Raw genomic sequence first — 15,719 nt, 5'->3', positions numbered from 1 at the left:
TTTTTCATTATATAATTTTTTCCATGTCAACCTGTAATAATTTCTTTAATGCAACACTAAAAGCTTATGCCTTTCTTTTTTTGCCTATTCATATATTCTACAATCCTATACAATAATCCTACTAAAATAACATTTTTTTCTAGTAACGGTTTAATGCCCTTTTTAGTGCTAGTATAATGTCTTCTTCATTATTCTCACAGTTTGAATACCCTATTGATATGCTGGGTTTTGTTTTTCCGTGAAAATCACTGCCACAAGTTAAGAGCAATTTATGCCTTAGTGCAAATTCTTTATAAAATAACATTTGTTTTTCACTATGGTAACTACTATAAACTTATATCCCTTTAATACCACAGCCAATAATAGCTTCTAGTAAAGCACCATTTTCTTTAATGTTGTTTCCTGGATGTGCTAAAACAGGTATACCTCCATTTTCTTCTATAACTTTAATTGCTTCTTGTAATTTTATAAATTTTACTTCAGCATAGGCTGGCTTACCCTGAGCACAATAATCCCAATAAAAATTAACATAATGGTTATCACTTCTAGAACCATCTTCATAATAAGGCTCGAGTAGTGGGTTTATATGTTCCTTATCAAATTGCATAGCAGCTTCAGCAATCATTTCACCAGTAACTATACCGTTCTTAGACAAGTCTGCAATAATTTCATCCGAAAAATCTATCCCTAATTCCCGAATCAATTTTATACGTTTCTGGGAAGCAGTTTGTTCTTGTAGTATAATATTTTTTTCAATTTCATTAAATATTGAGCTTTGATAGTCTATCCCATAACCTAACACATGCAGGTTAACGGTATTAAAAATACAATCCAATTCTACTGCTGGAATTATTTTAATATCTTTATCTTTACAATACAATTTTGCTTCATATATGGCTTTTACACAATTGTGGTCTGCAATAGAAAAATACTTTATTTTTCTTTCTAAGCATTGATCAACTAATACTTTAGGTTCAAACTCCCCATCATTACTATAGGATGAATGAATATGCAAATCTATATAACTCATCTTTAACCTCCATATCTTATTTTTTAAAACCTTCAATGTCATCTAACGTTATCTCTGACTTTAACCTAATTCACGTCGATTATGCTACCTCATAGTTACTAGATAATTCTCATTGAAAAAGTCGATATAAAATATCATCTTTACGTATTTCGTATCAATACAAAATGAATATATTATCACGTATTTCGTGAAGATTTATTTTTAAGAAAACCAAAAATAAAAAATATCCCACCTAAGACTGATACCATTCCTACTAGTATTAATTTTAATCTTTTTCTTTTTATTTTTATTTCTTTTTCTATTATACTAATTACTTCATATATACATTGTATTAGTTATGCTGATAAACCACAATAACTATTTGAAAAATATCGCTTTCATCTCACATCTGAAGAAGTGGGCTTTCTCGCTCATAAGTTCTGTAAAATTACTGTAGGCAATAATTTTACTCTAAGATACCCGAAGTCGTCGAGCTAACCCTTTGGAGGCAGACGTCGAAGGTAGGAGTAGGATCAATGACTGGTGTGAAGTCGTAATATAAACTATTTTAGAGAGCGCAAAATACTCTATATCGTAAGATATAGAGTATTTTTCAACTCTATATAAAAATGTTATACTTAAACAAGATCAATTAAAGAATTTTATATGATTATCTATAAATACATATTTAACAATAGAAGGGGATGTATCAATGAACAACTTTAACGAAAAGGTAAATTTTATATGGAAGATAGCAGAACTTTTAAGAGGACCCTATAAACCAGAAAAATATGGTGATGTAATACTACCAATGGCTGTCCTTAGAAGGTTTGACTGTTTACTGGAACCTACAAAGGAAAAAGTAGTAGAAGTAGCAAAAACTACAGACATAGAGATGATTTTAAATAAAACAGCTGGATATAATTTTTCAAATAAGTCTAGATTCCAGTTTAGTAATCTAATAGATGATCCAGACAATGTAAGAGCAAATTTTGAAGATTACTTGAGAGGTTTTTCAGCAAATATTAGAGAAATAATGGAAAACTTTGAGTTTGAAAAGGAAATAAAAAAATTAGAAGAAAATAATCTTTTATTTTTAGTAGTAAAGGAATTTAATCAAATAGATTTACATCCAGAAGTAGTTAGTAATCAAGAGATGGGATATATATTCGAAGAACTTATAAGACGTTTCTCAGAAAATGCAGAGGCTGGAGATCACTACACTCCCAGGGAAGTAATAGAATTAATGACTAATATTATATTTAATAATTTAGAGGATGAACTTACTACCAAAGGGAGCATATTTACCATAGGGGATTTTGCAGCGGGAACCGGTGGAATGCTCTCAGTAGCTACAAATTACATAAATGAATTAAACCTTAATGCTCAAGTGGAAGTGTTTGGACAAGAGTTAAATCCTCAATCCTATGCCATATGCAAAGCAGATATATTAATAAAAGGACAAAAATCAAAGAATATAGTAAAGGGTAACTCCTTTACCCAAGATGGTCATAGAAATTTAAAGACTAGATTCGCCCTAATGAATCCACCTTTTGGTGTTGACTGGAAAAAGGATAAGGACTTTATAGAAAATGAAATGAAGGAATTAGGATTTGATGGTAGATTTGGAGCAGGAACTCCTAGGATTTCCGATGGTTCATTACTATTTTTACAACATATGGTATCTAAGATGAATGATGATGAAAAAGGTTCTAGAATGGCCATCATATTCAATGGTTCACCACTATTTACAGGAGATGCCGGCTCAGGGGAATCAGAGATAAGAAGATGGATCATAGAAAATGATTTATTAGAAGGTATCATAGCGCTACCTACAGATTTATTCTACAATACAGGAATAGCCACCTATATATGGGTATTAACTAATAGAAAAAACGACAATCCTTTAAATGGTTCAGTTAGAAAGGGAAAAATCCAATTGATAGATGCTACAAACTTCTATCATAAGATGAGAAAATCCCTAGGGTCTAAAAGACATGAGATATCTAAAGAAGATATAGAAGAAATCACCAGAATACATGGAGATTTTGAAGAAAATGAATACTGTAAGATATTTGATAATAAGGACTTTGGATATCTAAAGGTGACCATAGAAAGACCATTACGATTAAACTTCAAAATATCAGAAGACAGAATAGAAAGTATCTATGGAGAAAATACCTTCTCAAAACTATATGACGAAGAAAAGGTAGCAGATCTAGAACTTAAATTAGAAAAGAAAACTATAAAGAAAAAAGAAATGACAAGATTAGAAAAACTACAGGAAGGAAAGAAACTTCAAGACAATATCATAAATGCCTTAAAGAAAAATATCAGTGATAAAGTATATAAGAATAGAGAAGAATTTGAAGGAGTATTAGAAGATATATTAGGAGATTTAAACTTAAAAAGATCTCTATTTAAAGCAATACTAATAGGATTATCAGAAAGAGATGAAACAGCTGATTACTGCTATAAGGGTAATAAGAAAGAAGCAGATACAATCCTAAGGGATACAGAGACCATACCCATATCAATAGATGTAGAAGAGTATAATCCAGATACTTCTGAACATATAGAGAAGGAAAAGAAAAACATCCTAGAATATGTGAAAAAAGAAGTAGCACCCCATGTAAAGGAATTCTGGATAGACCATAAAAAGACTAAAATAGGATACGAAATACCTTTTACCAGATATTTCTATAAATACGAAGAATTAAGACCCTTCAAAGATATAATGGGAGAGATAGAAGAATTGGAAAGAGAAATTCAAGTGGAAATAAAGAAGGTGCTTGGATAATGGAAGAATTGAAGTATAGAAATGAAGAGGAAATGAAGGAGAGCAGTGTTGAGTGGCTAGGGAAGATACCGAGGAAGTGGGAATTAAAACAATTGAAATATCTATTCACTTATATAAAAGGAAAAAATCCTTTTAATATTATTCCTTATAAAGAAGGTGCAGCTCCATATATTACAACAGAGTTTTTACGAACAGAAATGACAGATAAATATGTTAGTTCAACTAAAGGATTAATTAAGGTTAAAGAAAATGATTTATTATTATTATGGGATGGGGCAAATGCTGGAGAATTCTTTATTGGAAAAGATGGAGTTTTAGGTTCTACTTTTGTTAAATTTGATATAAATACAAATGATAGTTATGATTATTTAAAGTACTTTGCTAAATCATACGAAAAATATTTGAGAAGAATGACAATTGGAATGGGAATTCCTCATGTAAATTCTGATATTCTTAAAAATCTTAATTTTGTAAAACCCAATAACATATTAGAACAACAAAAAATAGCTAACTTCCTGGACATAAAAACATCCCAATTTGATTCAATTATCTTTAAAAAAGAAAAACTCATAGAAAAATTAAAAGAGGCAAAAAAGAGTCTTATATCAGAGGTTGTTACTGGGAAAGTAAAAATAGTAGATGGAGAAATGATAGAGAGAAAACCGGAAGAAATGAAAGATAGCGGTATTCAGTGGTTAGGGATGATACCTAAGGATTGGGAAGTTAAGAGACTGAAATATTTAATGGAAATTAATCCTCCTAAATCTGAAGTAATTAATAAAAATATTGAGTGCAGTTTTGTTCCTATGAACATGATTCATAATGGAATTATAGAAACTGAAGATAAAAAGGTTGTTAAAGATGTATTTGGAGGATATACGTATTTCAGAAATGAAGATATAATTATGGCTAAAGTGACCCCTTGTTATGAGAATGGAGATATAGCAATTGCTAGAAATCTTAAAAATGGAATTGGATTTGGAACCACTGAAATAAATGTATTTAGAGTTTACAACAATACTGAACATATATATTATTTAATGCAAGAATCTCACTTTGTACGATATGGTTCTAGTCATATGACTGGAGTAGCAGGATTAAAACGTGTACCCACAAGTTATTTTGAAAATTATAAAACAGGAATACCTTCAATAAAAGAACAAAATGAAATAGCAGAGTTTTTAAACGAAAAAATTATTGATATTAACAATATAATCACAAAAAATCAATCCCAAATCCAAAAACTTAAAGAAGCTAAACAATCCCTTATATCAGAAGCAGTTACTGGTAAAATTGATTTGCGGGAATGGGAGATAAAAGAATAGGAGGATATGGAATGACTACTCAAATAACTCCAAATTCATTAAAGGAAAGATCCTTTCAGGCATTAATAAAGGATTATCTTATAAATCATAATGGCTATATTGAAGGCTTTAATAGGAATTATGATGTGGACTATGCCATAGATACTAAATGTCTTTTTGACTTTTTAGAGACCACCCAAGAAAAGAAGATGAATAGGCTAAAGGATATATATATAAATAATTACAAGTCAAAAATCATAGATAATCTAGATAGAAATTTGAGAACTAAAGGTTCCATAGATGTGTTGAAACATGGCATCAAGGACTATGGAGTAAAATTAGACTTAGCCTATTTTAAGCCTCCCACAGACTTAAATCCTGAACAGTTTATATTATATAAGCAAAATATATTATCAGTGACAGAGGAGCTAAAATATCAAGGAGATAAGAGGATAGATTTGAGTTTGTTTTTAAATGGTATTCCCATAATCACTATGGAGCTTAAAAATTCCTTTACTAATCAAAATTGTAAAAATGCGATTAAGAAGTATAAATACGATAGAAGTAATAAAGAGCAAATATTTAAATTCAAGGAAAGATCCATAGTAAACTTTGCCATGGATACCGATGAAGTATATATGACTACCAAATTAGCTGGGGAAAAGACTTTCTTTCTACCCTTTAATAGGGGGAATAATGGAAAATCAGGAAATCCTCCAGTGGAGGGAAAACTTAGAACCCATTATCTATGGGAGGAAGTGCTACAGAAGGATTCACTACTTGAGATAATTCAAAAGTTTACCTATGTGGATACAAGGGAAGAAGTATTAGAAAATGAAGATACAGTGAAAAAGGAAACTGTAATATTTCCTAGATATCACCAATTAGCTGGGGTGAGGGATATTCTCCATCATGTTAAGAATAAAGGAGCAGGATATAAATATCTTATCCAACACTCTGCTGGCTCAGGAAAGACTAATTCTATCACTTGGTTAACCCATAGATTGGCATCCCTCCATGATAATGATAATAATGTCATATTCAATGGAGTAATCGTTGTAACCGATAGAACAGTTTTAGATAAGCAATTGCAAGATTCTATATATCAATTGGAACATAAGATTGGTCTGGTGGCTAAAATAGATAAGGACTCCCATCAATTAGCAGAGGAAATTGAAAAGGGTACTAAGATTATAATAAGTACTATTCAAAAGTTCCCCTATATATTAGACCAATTGGGAGGGACTAAGGGTAGGAATTATGCCATAGTTATAGATGAGGCCCACTCTTCTACATCAGGGAAGAATATGATGGCACTAAAGGAATCTCTATCCTTAGAGGAAGCTGCTGAATTAGCTCAAAGAGAAGAGGAAAAGTCGGTGGATGCTGAGGATAAAATCAATCATGAATTAGAGAAATTTGTGGATGATTCCAATGTTAGTTTCTTTGCCTTTACTGCCACACCTAAGGGAAGTACATTGAGATTATTTGGTACCCAAGGGGATGATGGAAAGTATTATCCCTTCCATATATATAGTATGAGACAAGCTATTGAAGAGGGACTTATATTAGATGTTTTACAAAATTATATGACTTATAAGATGTATTACAGTGTAGGCAAGAAAATTGAGGATGATCCATCCTTTGATAAGTCTAAAGCTATCAAATCTATTGCCAGATTTGTAAGTCTTCATCGCCATAATATTGCTCAAAAGACAGAGGTAATGATAGAGCATTTTAGAAATTCTACCATGAAGAAAATAGGTGGAGAAGCTAAAGCAATGGTGGTAACCTCATCAAGGAAACATGCAGTTAGATACAAATTAGCCTTTGATAAATACATCAAAGAAAAGGGATATACAGATCTTAAGACATTAGTAGCCTTCTCTCAAACAGTAAAGGATGAAGGAGAAGAATATACAGAAAGCAAGATGAATGATGGTTTAAAAGAGTCCCAGCTACCGAAGGAATTTGATAAGGATGATTCAAAGGTTTTAATAGTGGCAGATAAATATCAGACAGGATTTGACCAACCAAAGCTTCATACCATGTATGTGGATAAGAAACTTTCAGGAGTAAATGCAGTTCAGACATTATCTAGATTAAATAGGACCTATCCAGGTAAAGAAGATACTTTTGTATTGGATTTTGTAAATGATGCAGAAGATATAAAGAATGCCTTTCTACCCTTTTATAAGATAACTGTATTAGATAATGACATAGAACCTAATGAGATATATACAGTTTATAATCAGATATATGATAAACAAGTGATAAATGAAGAGGATGTAATAAAGTTTACCAATTTAATTTATAAGGATAATTTAACTACTAGAGATAAATCTATAATGGAAAATTATGTAGATAATAGTGTGGAGAGGATAGATAAATTTTCTAAAGAAGAGAAGATAGAATTTAGAAGTCTACTTAAGAAATTTATTAATCTATATAATTTAATTATTCAAATAGCTCCTTTTTTAGATTCAGATCTCCATAGATTGAGTATATATCTAAAATATGTAATAAAGAAAATAGATATTGAAAGTACGGGAGGAGTAAATATAACGGATAAAGTTATACTTCAATACTATAAATTTAAAAAGAAAAAGAAGGAAAAAATATATCTAGAAGATGAAGAAGATATTGGAGTAAATGTTAAAGTATCTGGTGGTGGAACTGCTAAAGAGGAGGAGACTGATTTTTTAAGTAATATAATAAATAAATTAAATGACAAATTTGGTACAGATTTCTCTAAATCAGAAAAATTAGCAGTAGAACAGATTAGAAACAATCTTAAACAGGATAAGGATTTAGAGTTAAAGGCAAAGGTAAATTCCTATGATGTGTTTAAACATGCCTTTGAGCCCACCTTTGATGATAGGGTTATAGAGGAATATGGTAAAAATCAAGAGTTTTATGGAAAGGTACTACAGGATGAAAACTTTAGAAATAAATTGATGGAAATGCTTATGTTTGACATATACACATCCTTTAAAGCTGAAGTAAGAAGATGATTTTTTAGCACCTTTTGAAATCTAGAAATAATAAAATAATTAAATATAAAAAGGAGAGTTTGATAGGGGGTATTTAAAGAATTAAGGAGTTATGATATATTTTTTAAAAGGGATAGAAGGAAAACATTAGGAATTCATGAATAAAAAGTTATAAGCTTTTTTATGGGAGTAATGTATTTATGAAAATTATAATAAAAGATTTTATAAAATTTTTTTGTATTATAACAGTATTTATTATAATTATTATAAACTTTTTTGTTGAAATGAAATATGACATGAATATAATAGGATATATAAAAAACTCTAGACCATTAACTATAGAACAAAGAGATTGGCTAATGAATCATGAAAATTTAATATATTGTGCAGATCAAAATGCTCCTCCTTTAAGATATATAGATGAGGATGGTCAGTATAAAGGTATTGTAGTCGATTACATAAATGCACTTTCTATTGAAATTGGCACTAAAATAAATATAAAGCCCATGTTATGGAGTGAAGCTTTAGTAAGTATTTCTAATGGAAAAACGGATATATGTGATATGTTTGAGAGTCCTAAAAGAAAAAAGGATTTATTATTTTCTAATCCAATATATAATTTAAGAGGTGTAATAGTAATATCTAATGATGAACTAGATATTAAGTCTTATGTTGATTTGGACGAGAAAAAAGTTGCTACACCTAAAGGGGATTATGCAATAGAATATTTAGAATCCAAAGTTAAAAATATAGATTATTACTTTACAAAAGATATATATGATGCTTTAATTCTTTTGAAAAATGGTGAAGTGGATGCAGTTATAGGGGATGAACCTGTTATTAGTTTTTTTATTTCTGAGTTAAATATTTCAAATATAACTCAGATACTAGATCCACCTATTTATGAAAAAGATGTTGTTTTTGGAGTTCCCAGATCTAAATATACCTTATTAGACATAATAAATAAAGGTATATTTAATATTAAAAGAAAAAATCAAATTGAAAAAATACAACAAAAATGGTTTGGAATATCAGCTCCTATATCTAAAAAGAATAATGAACGTAAAATTATGATAATTGTAGGTGGAGTTATAGTATTAAGTATTATTATTACCTATGTCTTGTATTTCTTCAATAAAAGGTTAAAGATTGAAGTTCAAAGAAGAACAGAGGAATTATATATAAGCAATAATAATTTACAAACTACATTTGATGGATTAACACATTATATGGTTGTATTGAATAATGATATGAAAATAGTCAATATTAATAAATCTTTTTGTAAATTTATAAATAGAGATAAAGAGAGTTTAATAGAAAAGGTGCTTGAGGATGTATGTTGTGATTCAAATAAAAAGTTAATATATGAAGAAGTAGGTAAGCTAGTTAAAAAAACATTTATAAATAATAAGGAACATAATAAGAAAATCAAATATAAAGATAATGTATATGAAGTACATACTTTCCCTTTAAAAGATAAACAAAAAAACATAATAAAGGCGTTAGTTATGATAAAGGATATTACCATTAATCATATTAATGATAAAAGACTATTACAGGCAAATAAAATGGCAGCCATTGGACAGTTAGCTGCAGGATTAGCACATGAAATAAGAAATCCTTTGGGTTTAGTAAGAAATTATGTGTATATATTAAAGATGAAAATGAATATGAGAGATGAAAAAGTTAAAAAAGCAATAGATACAATAGAATCATCTATTGATAAAGCTAATAGTACTATAGATAATGTTCTAAATTTTTCTAGAATATCTAATACAGGGAAAGAAAAGATAAATATGAAATATTTTATAGAGGATATTTTGGAATTAGAGAAAAAGATCATGAAAAAAAATAAAATATTTGTAAAGATTGAAACTGATAATATTGAAATAAATATTAATCAAGAATCTTTAAAACATATTTTGATAAATTTAGTTACAAACGCTGTAGATGCTATGCCTAATGGTGGAACAATTAAAATACAATGTAAAAAATTAAATAAGAGATTATATATATTTTGTAGTGATACAGGGATAGGTATAAAGGAAAAAGATTTAGAAAAACTATTTAATCCATTTTTTACAACTAAAGGGATAGGAAAGGGTACTGGTTTAGGATTATATATATTATATAATGAGGTAGAAAAACTTGGAGGAGAGGTTAAGGTTTATAGTAAACTTGATGAAGGAACAACTTTTGAAATATATATACCTTTAGAAATGGGGTCTAAAAAATTATGAGTCATAATTTTAAAATACTTATTGTTGATGATGAAATAGAATATCAAGAGGTATTGAAAATGATATTGGGAGATAATGGATATTATGTTAAGTCTGTAAGTTCAGGATTAGAAGCTTTAGAGGTATTAAATAATGAAAAATTTCATTTAGTTTTAACTGACTTAATAATGGATGGAATCAATGGAATAGAATTACTGGAAAGGATAAAAGGTGATTACTATGATTTAGACATTATATTGATTACTGGATATGGTTCAATTGAAAATGCAGTGGATGCAATGAAAAAAGGCGCTTATAGTTACTTTGTTAAAGGTGAAGATCCTAAAAAATTATTAATAGAAGTAAAAAAGCTAGCTAAAATAAATGCTAAAAATAAATTCTATAAAAATGAATCTCAAGAAAATATTTTATTAAAAACTAATAATAAAGAATTTTTAAAAATTATGAAGATAGCTCGAAAGGTAGCTAATAGTAATGTAAATGTTTTAATAACAGGAGAATCGGGAGTTGGTAAGGAAATATTAGCAAAATATATACATAAATGTAGTAATAGAAAAAAAGAGAAATTTGTTCCTGTTAATTGTCAGTCTTTACCTGAAAATTTATTGGAGTCTGAGTTGTTTGGTCATGAAAAAGGGTCTTTTACAGGTGCTATGGAAAAAAGAATAGGTAGATTTGAGGAATCTAATGGAGGAACATTATTTTTAGATGAGATAGGAGAAATGCCAATAAGTTTACAAGTTAAATTATTAAGAGTAATTGAAACTAAAAGTATAGAACGAGTTGGAAGTAATAAAAACATAAAAATAGACTCAAAGTTAATTAGTGCAACTAATAGAAATATATTTGAAGAGATAAAATGTGGTAATTTTAGAGAAGATTTATTTTATAGAATAAATACAATAACATTAGAAATTCCACCATTAAGAGATAGACGCGAAGACATAAATATGTTTATAAATTTTTTTCTAGAAAAATGTAAACGCGACATGAAAAAGAATATAATTGATATAGAAAATAAAGTTATGGAATTTTTATTGTCTTATGATTATCCAGGGAATATAAGAGAATTAAAAAATATTATAGAAAGGTTAATTGTATTATCTGAGGATGGAATTATAAAATTTAAGGATCTTCCAAGTATTAGACATGAAAGAATATACCATGAAAGTGACAATGATACAATTAAGTCATTAAAAGAAGTGAGAAAAGAAGTAGAAGTGGAACATATAAAAAAAGTTATAGAAAAATGTAATGGAAATCTTACTTATACAGCAAAATATTTAAATATAAGTAGAAGGCAATTATATAACAAAGTATTAGAATATAACCTTAAATAAAAGCAGGAAATAAATTTCACATATATGTGAAATTTATTTCCTGCTTTTATTTTACTATAAAAATAATGAAACTGACTAAAAACATTTGGATATCAGCAATATACTGAATATTCATACCCTAACTATATTTTATATTCAATTGGTATAAGAATTGCAATGTATAAAAGTAGAATGAAAAAGGAGGAATGTTTATGAATCAGAAAAAAAAGTTAGATTTAATTGGAGGGGGTTGGAGTTCTTTTTTACCTTTTGGTGTATTTATTTTAATAGCAATATATATATCTATTCTAAAAGCACCAGATGTTAGAGGAATGTGGGTAGGAGCTCTAGTAGGTATTATGTTGACATTTTTTCTTGCAAAGGATAAGGAAAAATACGCAGACGTTATTATAGAAGGTATGGCTGATAAAATGGCAATTGTTCCAATTGCTTGTTGGATTTTTGCAGGAGTTTTTGCATCTGTATTACGAGCTTCAGGATTAGTGGAAGGAATAATATGGGTGGCTTATAATGTAGGAGCACAAGGAAGATTATTTGTTATAATAACATTTTTAGCTAGTGCATTATTTGCAACTGCAGCAGGAACAGGGTTTGGAACAATTGTTGCTGGAATGGCAGTTTTATATCCAGCAGGGGCACTATTAGGAGCTAATCCATTAGCATTAATAGGTGCTATAATTGGAGGAGGAACATTTGGAGACAATTTAGCTCCATTATCAGATACTACTATTAGTTCAGCTGCTAGTCAAGGAACTGATGTAGGTGGAGTGGTTAGATCGCGTTTAAAATATGCTATCATTGCAGGAAGTATAGCATTAATATTATTTGGAATATTTGGAGGCGGAAATAGTATTCATGAAGTACCATATGAAACTTTATCTCAATATATGAATCCAATAGGGTTAGTTATGTTAATACCAGCTGGTCTTGTTATCTTTATAGCAATTAAAGGGGCTCATATTATTACAGCTACAACTATAGGTACTGTATTAGCAACGATTGTCGCAGAAATATCTGGATTGAATAGTATTTCTAATTTATTATATGTTGAAGATGGAGCTGCAAAAGGTCTTTTAGTAGATGGTATGTCAGGAATGATAGATATTTGTATTTTAGCATTATTAATTTTTGCTTGTATAAATGTAATGAAACAAGGTGGTGGAGACAAAGTCTTAATTGGTTTTGCTAATAAATTTGTAAAAAGTGTTAGAGGATTTGAAATTTCAGTTATTGTTTTAATTATTGCCATGTCTGCCATTATGGGTCTAAATGCACCTCCTATATTAGCATTAGGATCATTTTATGCTAAACCATTAGGAGAAAAATTTAATATACATCCATATAGAAGAGCTAACTTACTAGATGCTACAGCTTGTACTTTAGTATACGCCTTGCCGTGGACCCCTGCACTATTATTAACTAAATCTTTAGCAGAAGAAGCTAATGCACAATTTGGTTCATTGGTTCCAGTATTTGAAACAACAAAGATAACTCCATGGATTTTTTATAGTTGGGCTATGTTAGCTGTAATGATTATTTCAGTTCTATCAGGATGGGGCATGGAATATATTGGTAAAAATGGTGAGCCTGTAAAAAAATTAGGAAAGGAGATGGTTTAAATGAAAAAAGCAAAAAAAGGGGAGTGGGTAGAAATTGAGGAAGTATTACTTGAATCTGATAAAAGAGCACAGCATTTACCAGAAGACACAAAAAAGGTACCTTTAGTGCAATGGTTTAAAGGATATTTATTAAATGAAGAAGCAGAAATTGGAGACTATGTAGAAGTAGAAACTCTTATTGGAAGGAATATCACTGGAAAATTGTCAGATATAAATCCTAAACATGTTCATAATTTTGGTGAGCCAATTAAGGAACTTATTGATATTGGCAAAGAATTAAGAAAGGAAGTAGAAGAATTAAGTTAATACTTTAATAAGATTATACAAACCTAATCAAATTATTTAGTAGTAAAAAAGGAGGAATTTTAGGTTATGAAAGACATGTCATATGAAGCAGTCATGGGAAGAAATAATGAAATAATGAAAAAAGCTATTGGTATAAATTATGATGTATTTAATTATGGTAAATTAGCATTTAACTATGAAGAAATGATGAATAAAGTTGGATATAGTTTAAATGAAGTAAAAAAAATTCAGAAGGAAACGAAGGTAGGAAATACTCCATTGTATGAACTAATAAATATTAATAAATTGATAAAGAAATATTCACCAGAAGGAAAAGGAGCTAGGATTTTTCTTAAAGATGAAGCAGCTAATTCATCTGGATCATTTAAAGCAAGAAGAGCTGCTGTATCAGTATATCACGCAAAGAAACATGGCTATAAAGGTGTTATTGCAGCAACAAGTGGAAACTATGGAGCAGCGGTTGCAGCCCAGGCTTTGCAAAAGGGGTTAAAATGTATAATAGTGCAAGAAGTTTATGATTCTAGAAAAATCGGACAACCAGAAATATTAGAAAAAGCTCGCAAATGTGAAGCTTATGGTGCAGAGGTAGTTCAACTAACAGTAGGTCCAGAATTATTTTATACATTTTTAAAGTTATTAGAAAAAACTGGATATTTTAATGCTTCTCTTTATACTCCTTTTGGAATTGCTGGTATAGAAACTTTAGGATCAGAGATAGCTGACCAAATGATGGAAATAGAAGGACGATATCCTGATGTTGTAATAGCTACCAATGCAGGTGGAGGAAATTTAACAGGTACTGCTAGAGGACTTAAAAAAGCAGGTGCTAGAAATACTAAGATAATAGGTGCTTCTGTAGACTTAGCAGGATTACACATGGCATCAGATAAAGATTTTAATAAAAAATCATTTACAACAGGGCATACTGGATTTGGAGTTCCATTTACTACATGGCCTGACAGAGCAGATGTACCAAGAAATGCAGCAAGGGTTTTAAGATATATAGATAGATATGTTACTGTTACACAGGGAGAAGTATTCTATGTAACAGAAGCTTTAGCACAAATTGAAGGACTAGAGAGAGGTCCTGCGGGAAATACATCATTAACTGCGGCAATAGCAATTGCTAAGGAAATGAATGAAGATGAGATAGTTGTTGTTCAAGAAACTGAGTATACGGGAGCAGGTAAACATCCAGCTGCTCAATTGACATTTGCAAGAGAAAATGGAATAGAGGTAAGGAGAGGAAAACCTTCTGAAGATGAGCCTGGAAAAAAAGTTATAATCCCTGAAGAATTTGATCAAATAAATGTAAAAGATTTAAATTTAGAAAAGTTAAAGGCTAGTTATATTAAGAATGCAATTATTAGGAACAATGTAAATAAAATTACAGAAGAAGATTTTGAATTTTTGATGGAAGATACTAACACATCAGAAGAATTTACAAATAAAGTTTTACATGATTTAGAAGTTAAAGTTATTTAAAGTTTTTCTAATCTAGCATGAGATAGATTCCAGTGAGTATTTTTAATATAATCTTCTAATTTTGATTTGTTTCTTTGTTTAAATAATTTTACTATTATTTCATGTTTCTTATTAGTAGTTTTAAGAATTTCTGACATAGGAGTTTCATTTTCTTCAGAGTAAGAATGTTTTAGGAATTTTCTTCTCAATTGATTAATAACCCTTATAAGCTCTTCGTTATTATATATATCATGAAATTCTTATTGTGTTTTATTGTATAACTTATGCTTACTGTATATATACCCAAAAATGAGGGGACTTATTCTAGTGTTGCTATTACAGGTTGACATGGAAAAAATTATATAATAAAAAAAGAACCTCCTTTGATTTAATGGTAGTACGCAAACGCAAACCAAATAAAGAAGATTCTTCTATGTTCATCTATAATAATAAGACAATTTTCAATAAAATAACACAGGTAATTAGTGGAAGTTCTTTAGACAAGATTACAAAAAAATATCAAGGTGATTTTAGATCTCAACACTTTGATACTCATTCACATGTATATTCAATGCTCTCATTCTAGAAAAAACGCATCAAGAGATTATAGAGTTTTTCAGGATTTGTATTTTCATCTTACTGGC

The 15,719-nt window shown here is 29.4% G+C and carries 11 protein-coding genes; 9 read left to right on the top strand and 2 right to left on the bottom strand.

Annotated elements, in window-relative coordinates; all coding sequences use genetic code 11:
- Positions 1 to 334 precede the first annotated feature (334 nt).
- Entirely contained in the window at positions 335 to 1,030 is a 696-nt protein-coding gene (locus GOQ29_RS06100) for a PHP domain-containing protein (protein ID WP_252187532.1), read from the bottom strand.
- Between the two features lie 691 nt (positions 1,031 to 1,721).
- On the opposite strand from GOQ29_RS06100, the gene GOQ29_RS06095 reads away from it, so the two are divergent.
- The 8 genes from GOQ29_RS06095 to ortB all read left to right on the top strand — a co-directional run bounded on the left by GOQ29_RS06095 (position 1,722) and on the right by ortB (position 15,096).
- The gene (locus tag GOQ29_RS06095; RefSeq protein ID WP_203371761.1) at positions 1,722 to 3,809 is read left to right on the top strand and encodes a type I restriction-modification system subunit M; all 2,088 of its coding nucleotides are present in this window, start codon (positions 1,722 to 1,724) and stop codon (positions 3,807 to 3,809) included.
- On the top strand, positions 3,809 to 5,134 hold the full coding sequence (locus GOQ29_RS06090) for a restriction endonuclease subunit S (RefSeq protein WP_203371760.1): 1,326 nt from the start codon (positions 3,809 to 3,811) through the stop codon (positions 5,132 to 5,134). The genes GOQ29_RS06095 and GOQ29_RS06090 overlap by 1 nt, the downstream gene beginning before the upstream one ends.
- An 11-nt stretch (positions 5,135 to 5,145) precedes the next feature.
- Complete coding sequence (locus tag GOQ29_RS06085) at positions 5,146 to 8,127, top strand: type I restriction endonuclease subunit R (RefSeq protein ID WP_203371759.1); 2,982 nt, start codon at positions 5,146 to 5,148, stop codon at positions 8,125 to 8,127.
- Between the two features lie 179 nt (positions 8,128 to 8,306).
- Entirely contained in the window at positions 8,307 to 10,346 is a 2,040-nt protein-coding gene (locus GOQ29_RS06080; RefSeq protein ID WP_203371758.1) for a transporter substrate-binding domain-containing protein, read from the top strand.
- Positions 10,343 to 11,686 carry a sigma-54-dependent transcriptional regulator gene (locus GOQ29_RS06075; RefSeq protein WP_203371757.1) on the top strand — a complete coding sequence of 448 codons (1,344 nt, stop codon included), beginning with the start codon at positions 10,343 to 10,345 and terminating at the stop codon, positions 11,684 to 11,686. The genes GOQ29_RS06080 and GOQ29_RS06075 overlap by 4 nt, the downstream gene beginning before the upstream one ends.
- Before the next feature lie 191 nt (positions 11,687 to 11,877).
- Positions 11,878 to 13,305, top strand: a complete 1,428-nt coding sequence (locus tag GOQ29_RS06070) for a Na+/H+ antiporter NhaC family protein (RefSeq protein WP_203371756.1) — start codon at positions 11,878 to 11,880, stop codon at positions 13,303 to 13,305.
- Entirely contained in the window at positions 13,306 to 13,611 is a 306-nt protein-coding gene (ortA, locus tag GOQ29_RS06065) for a 2-amino-4-oxopentanoate thiolase subunit OrtA (RefSeq protein WP_203371755.1), read from the top strand.
- 66 nt (positions 13,612 to 13,677) lie between these two features.
- Positions 13,678 to 15,096 carry a 2-amino-4-oxopentanoate thiolase subunit OrtB gene (ortB, locus tag GOQ29_RS06060; RefSeq protein ID WP_203371754.1) on the top strand — a complete coding sequence of 473 codons (1,419 nt, stop codon included), beginning with the start codon at positions 13,678 to 13,680 and terminating at the stop codon, positions 15,094 to 15,096.
- Here the strand turns inward: ortB and GOQ29_RS06055 are convergent.
- Positions 15,093 to 15,284 (bottom strand): hypothetical protein, encoded by a 192-nt coding sequence (locus GOQ29_RS06055; protein WP_203371753.1) that lies wholly within the window; start codon positions 15,282 to 15,284, stop codon positions 15,093 to 15,095. The genes ortB and GOQ29_RS06055 overlap by 4 nt on opposite strands.
- Before the next feature lie 182 nt (positions 15,285 to 15,466).
- Between GOQ29_RS06055 and GOQ29_RS15000 the strand changes: the two genes are divergently transcribed.
- Positions 15,467 to 15,661: a DUF4372 domain-containing protein gene (locus GOQ29_RS15000; RefSeq protein WP_350445982.1), complete on the top strand. Its 195-nt coding sequence runs from the start codon at positions 15,467 to 15,469 to the stop codon at positions 15,659 to 15,661.
- The last annotated feature ends 58 nt before the right edge of the window (positions 15,662 to 15,719 follow it).

Source organism: Anaeromonas gelatinilytica (assembly GCF_016820635.1).
In the GTDB taxonomy this organism is placed as follows: domain Bacteria; phylum Bacillota; class Clostridia; order Tissierellales; family SIT17; genus Anaeromonas; species Anaeromonas gelatinilytica.
Note: the sequence above shows the minus strand (reverse complement) of the source record. Positions and strands in the feature narration are given on the sequence as shown.

What these genes read in the sequence shown, in the direction of transcription:
- GOQ29_RS06100 (WP_252187532.1), bottom strand. Translation starts at nt 1,030, where the DNA reads ATGAGTTATATAGATTTGCATATTCATTCATCCTATAGTAATGATGGG.
- GOQ29_RS06095 (WP_203371761.1), top strand. Translation starts at nt 1,722, where the DNA reads ATGAACAACTTTAACGAAAAGGTAAATTTTATATGGAAGATAGCAGAA.
- GOQ29_RS06090 (WP_203371760.1), top strand. Translation starts at nt 3,809, where the DNA reads ATGGAAGAATTGAAGTATAGAAATGAAGAGGAAATGAAGGAGAGCAGT.
- GOQ29_RS06085 (WP_203371759.1), top strand. Translation starts at nt 5,146, where the DNA reads ATGACTACTCAAATAACTCCAAATTCATTAAAGGAAAGATCCTTTCAG.
- GOQ29_RS06080 (WP_203371758.1), top strand. Translation starts at nt 8,307, where the DNA reads ATGAAAATTATAATAAAAGATTTTATAAAATTTTTTTGTATTATAACA.
- GOQ29_RS06075 (WP_203371757.1), top strand. Translation starts at nt 10,343, where the DNA reads ATGAGTCATAATTTTAAAATACTTATTGTTGATGATGAAATAGAATAT.
- GOQ29_RS06070 (WP_203371756.1), top strand. Translation starts at nt 11,878, where the DNA reads ATGAATCAGAAAAAAAAGTTAGATTTAATTGGAGGGGGTTGGAGTTCT.
- ortA (WP_203371755.1), top strand. Translation starts at nt 13,306, where the DNA reads ATGAAAAAAGCAAAAAAAGGGGAGTGGGTAGAAATTGAGGAAGTATTA.
- ortB (WP_203371754.1), top strand. Translation starts at nt 13,678, where the DNA reads ATGAAAGACATGTCATATGAAGCAGTCATGGGAAGAAATAATGAAATA.
- GOQ29_RS15000 (WP_350445982.1), top strand. Translation starts at nt 15,467, where the DNA reads ATGGTAGTACGCAAACGCAAACCAAATAAAGAAGATTCTTCTATGTTC.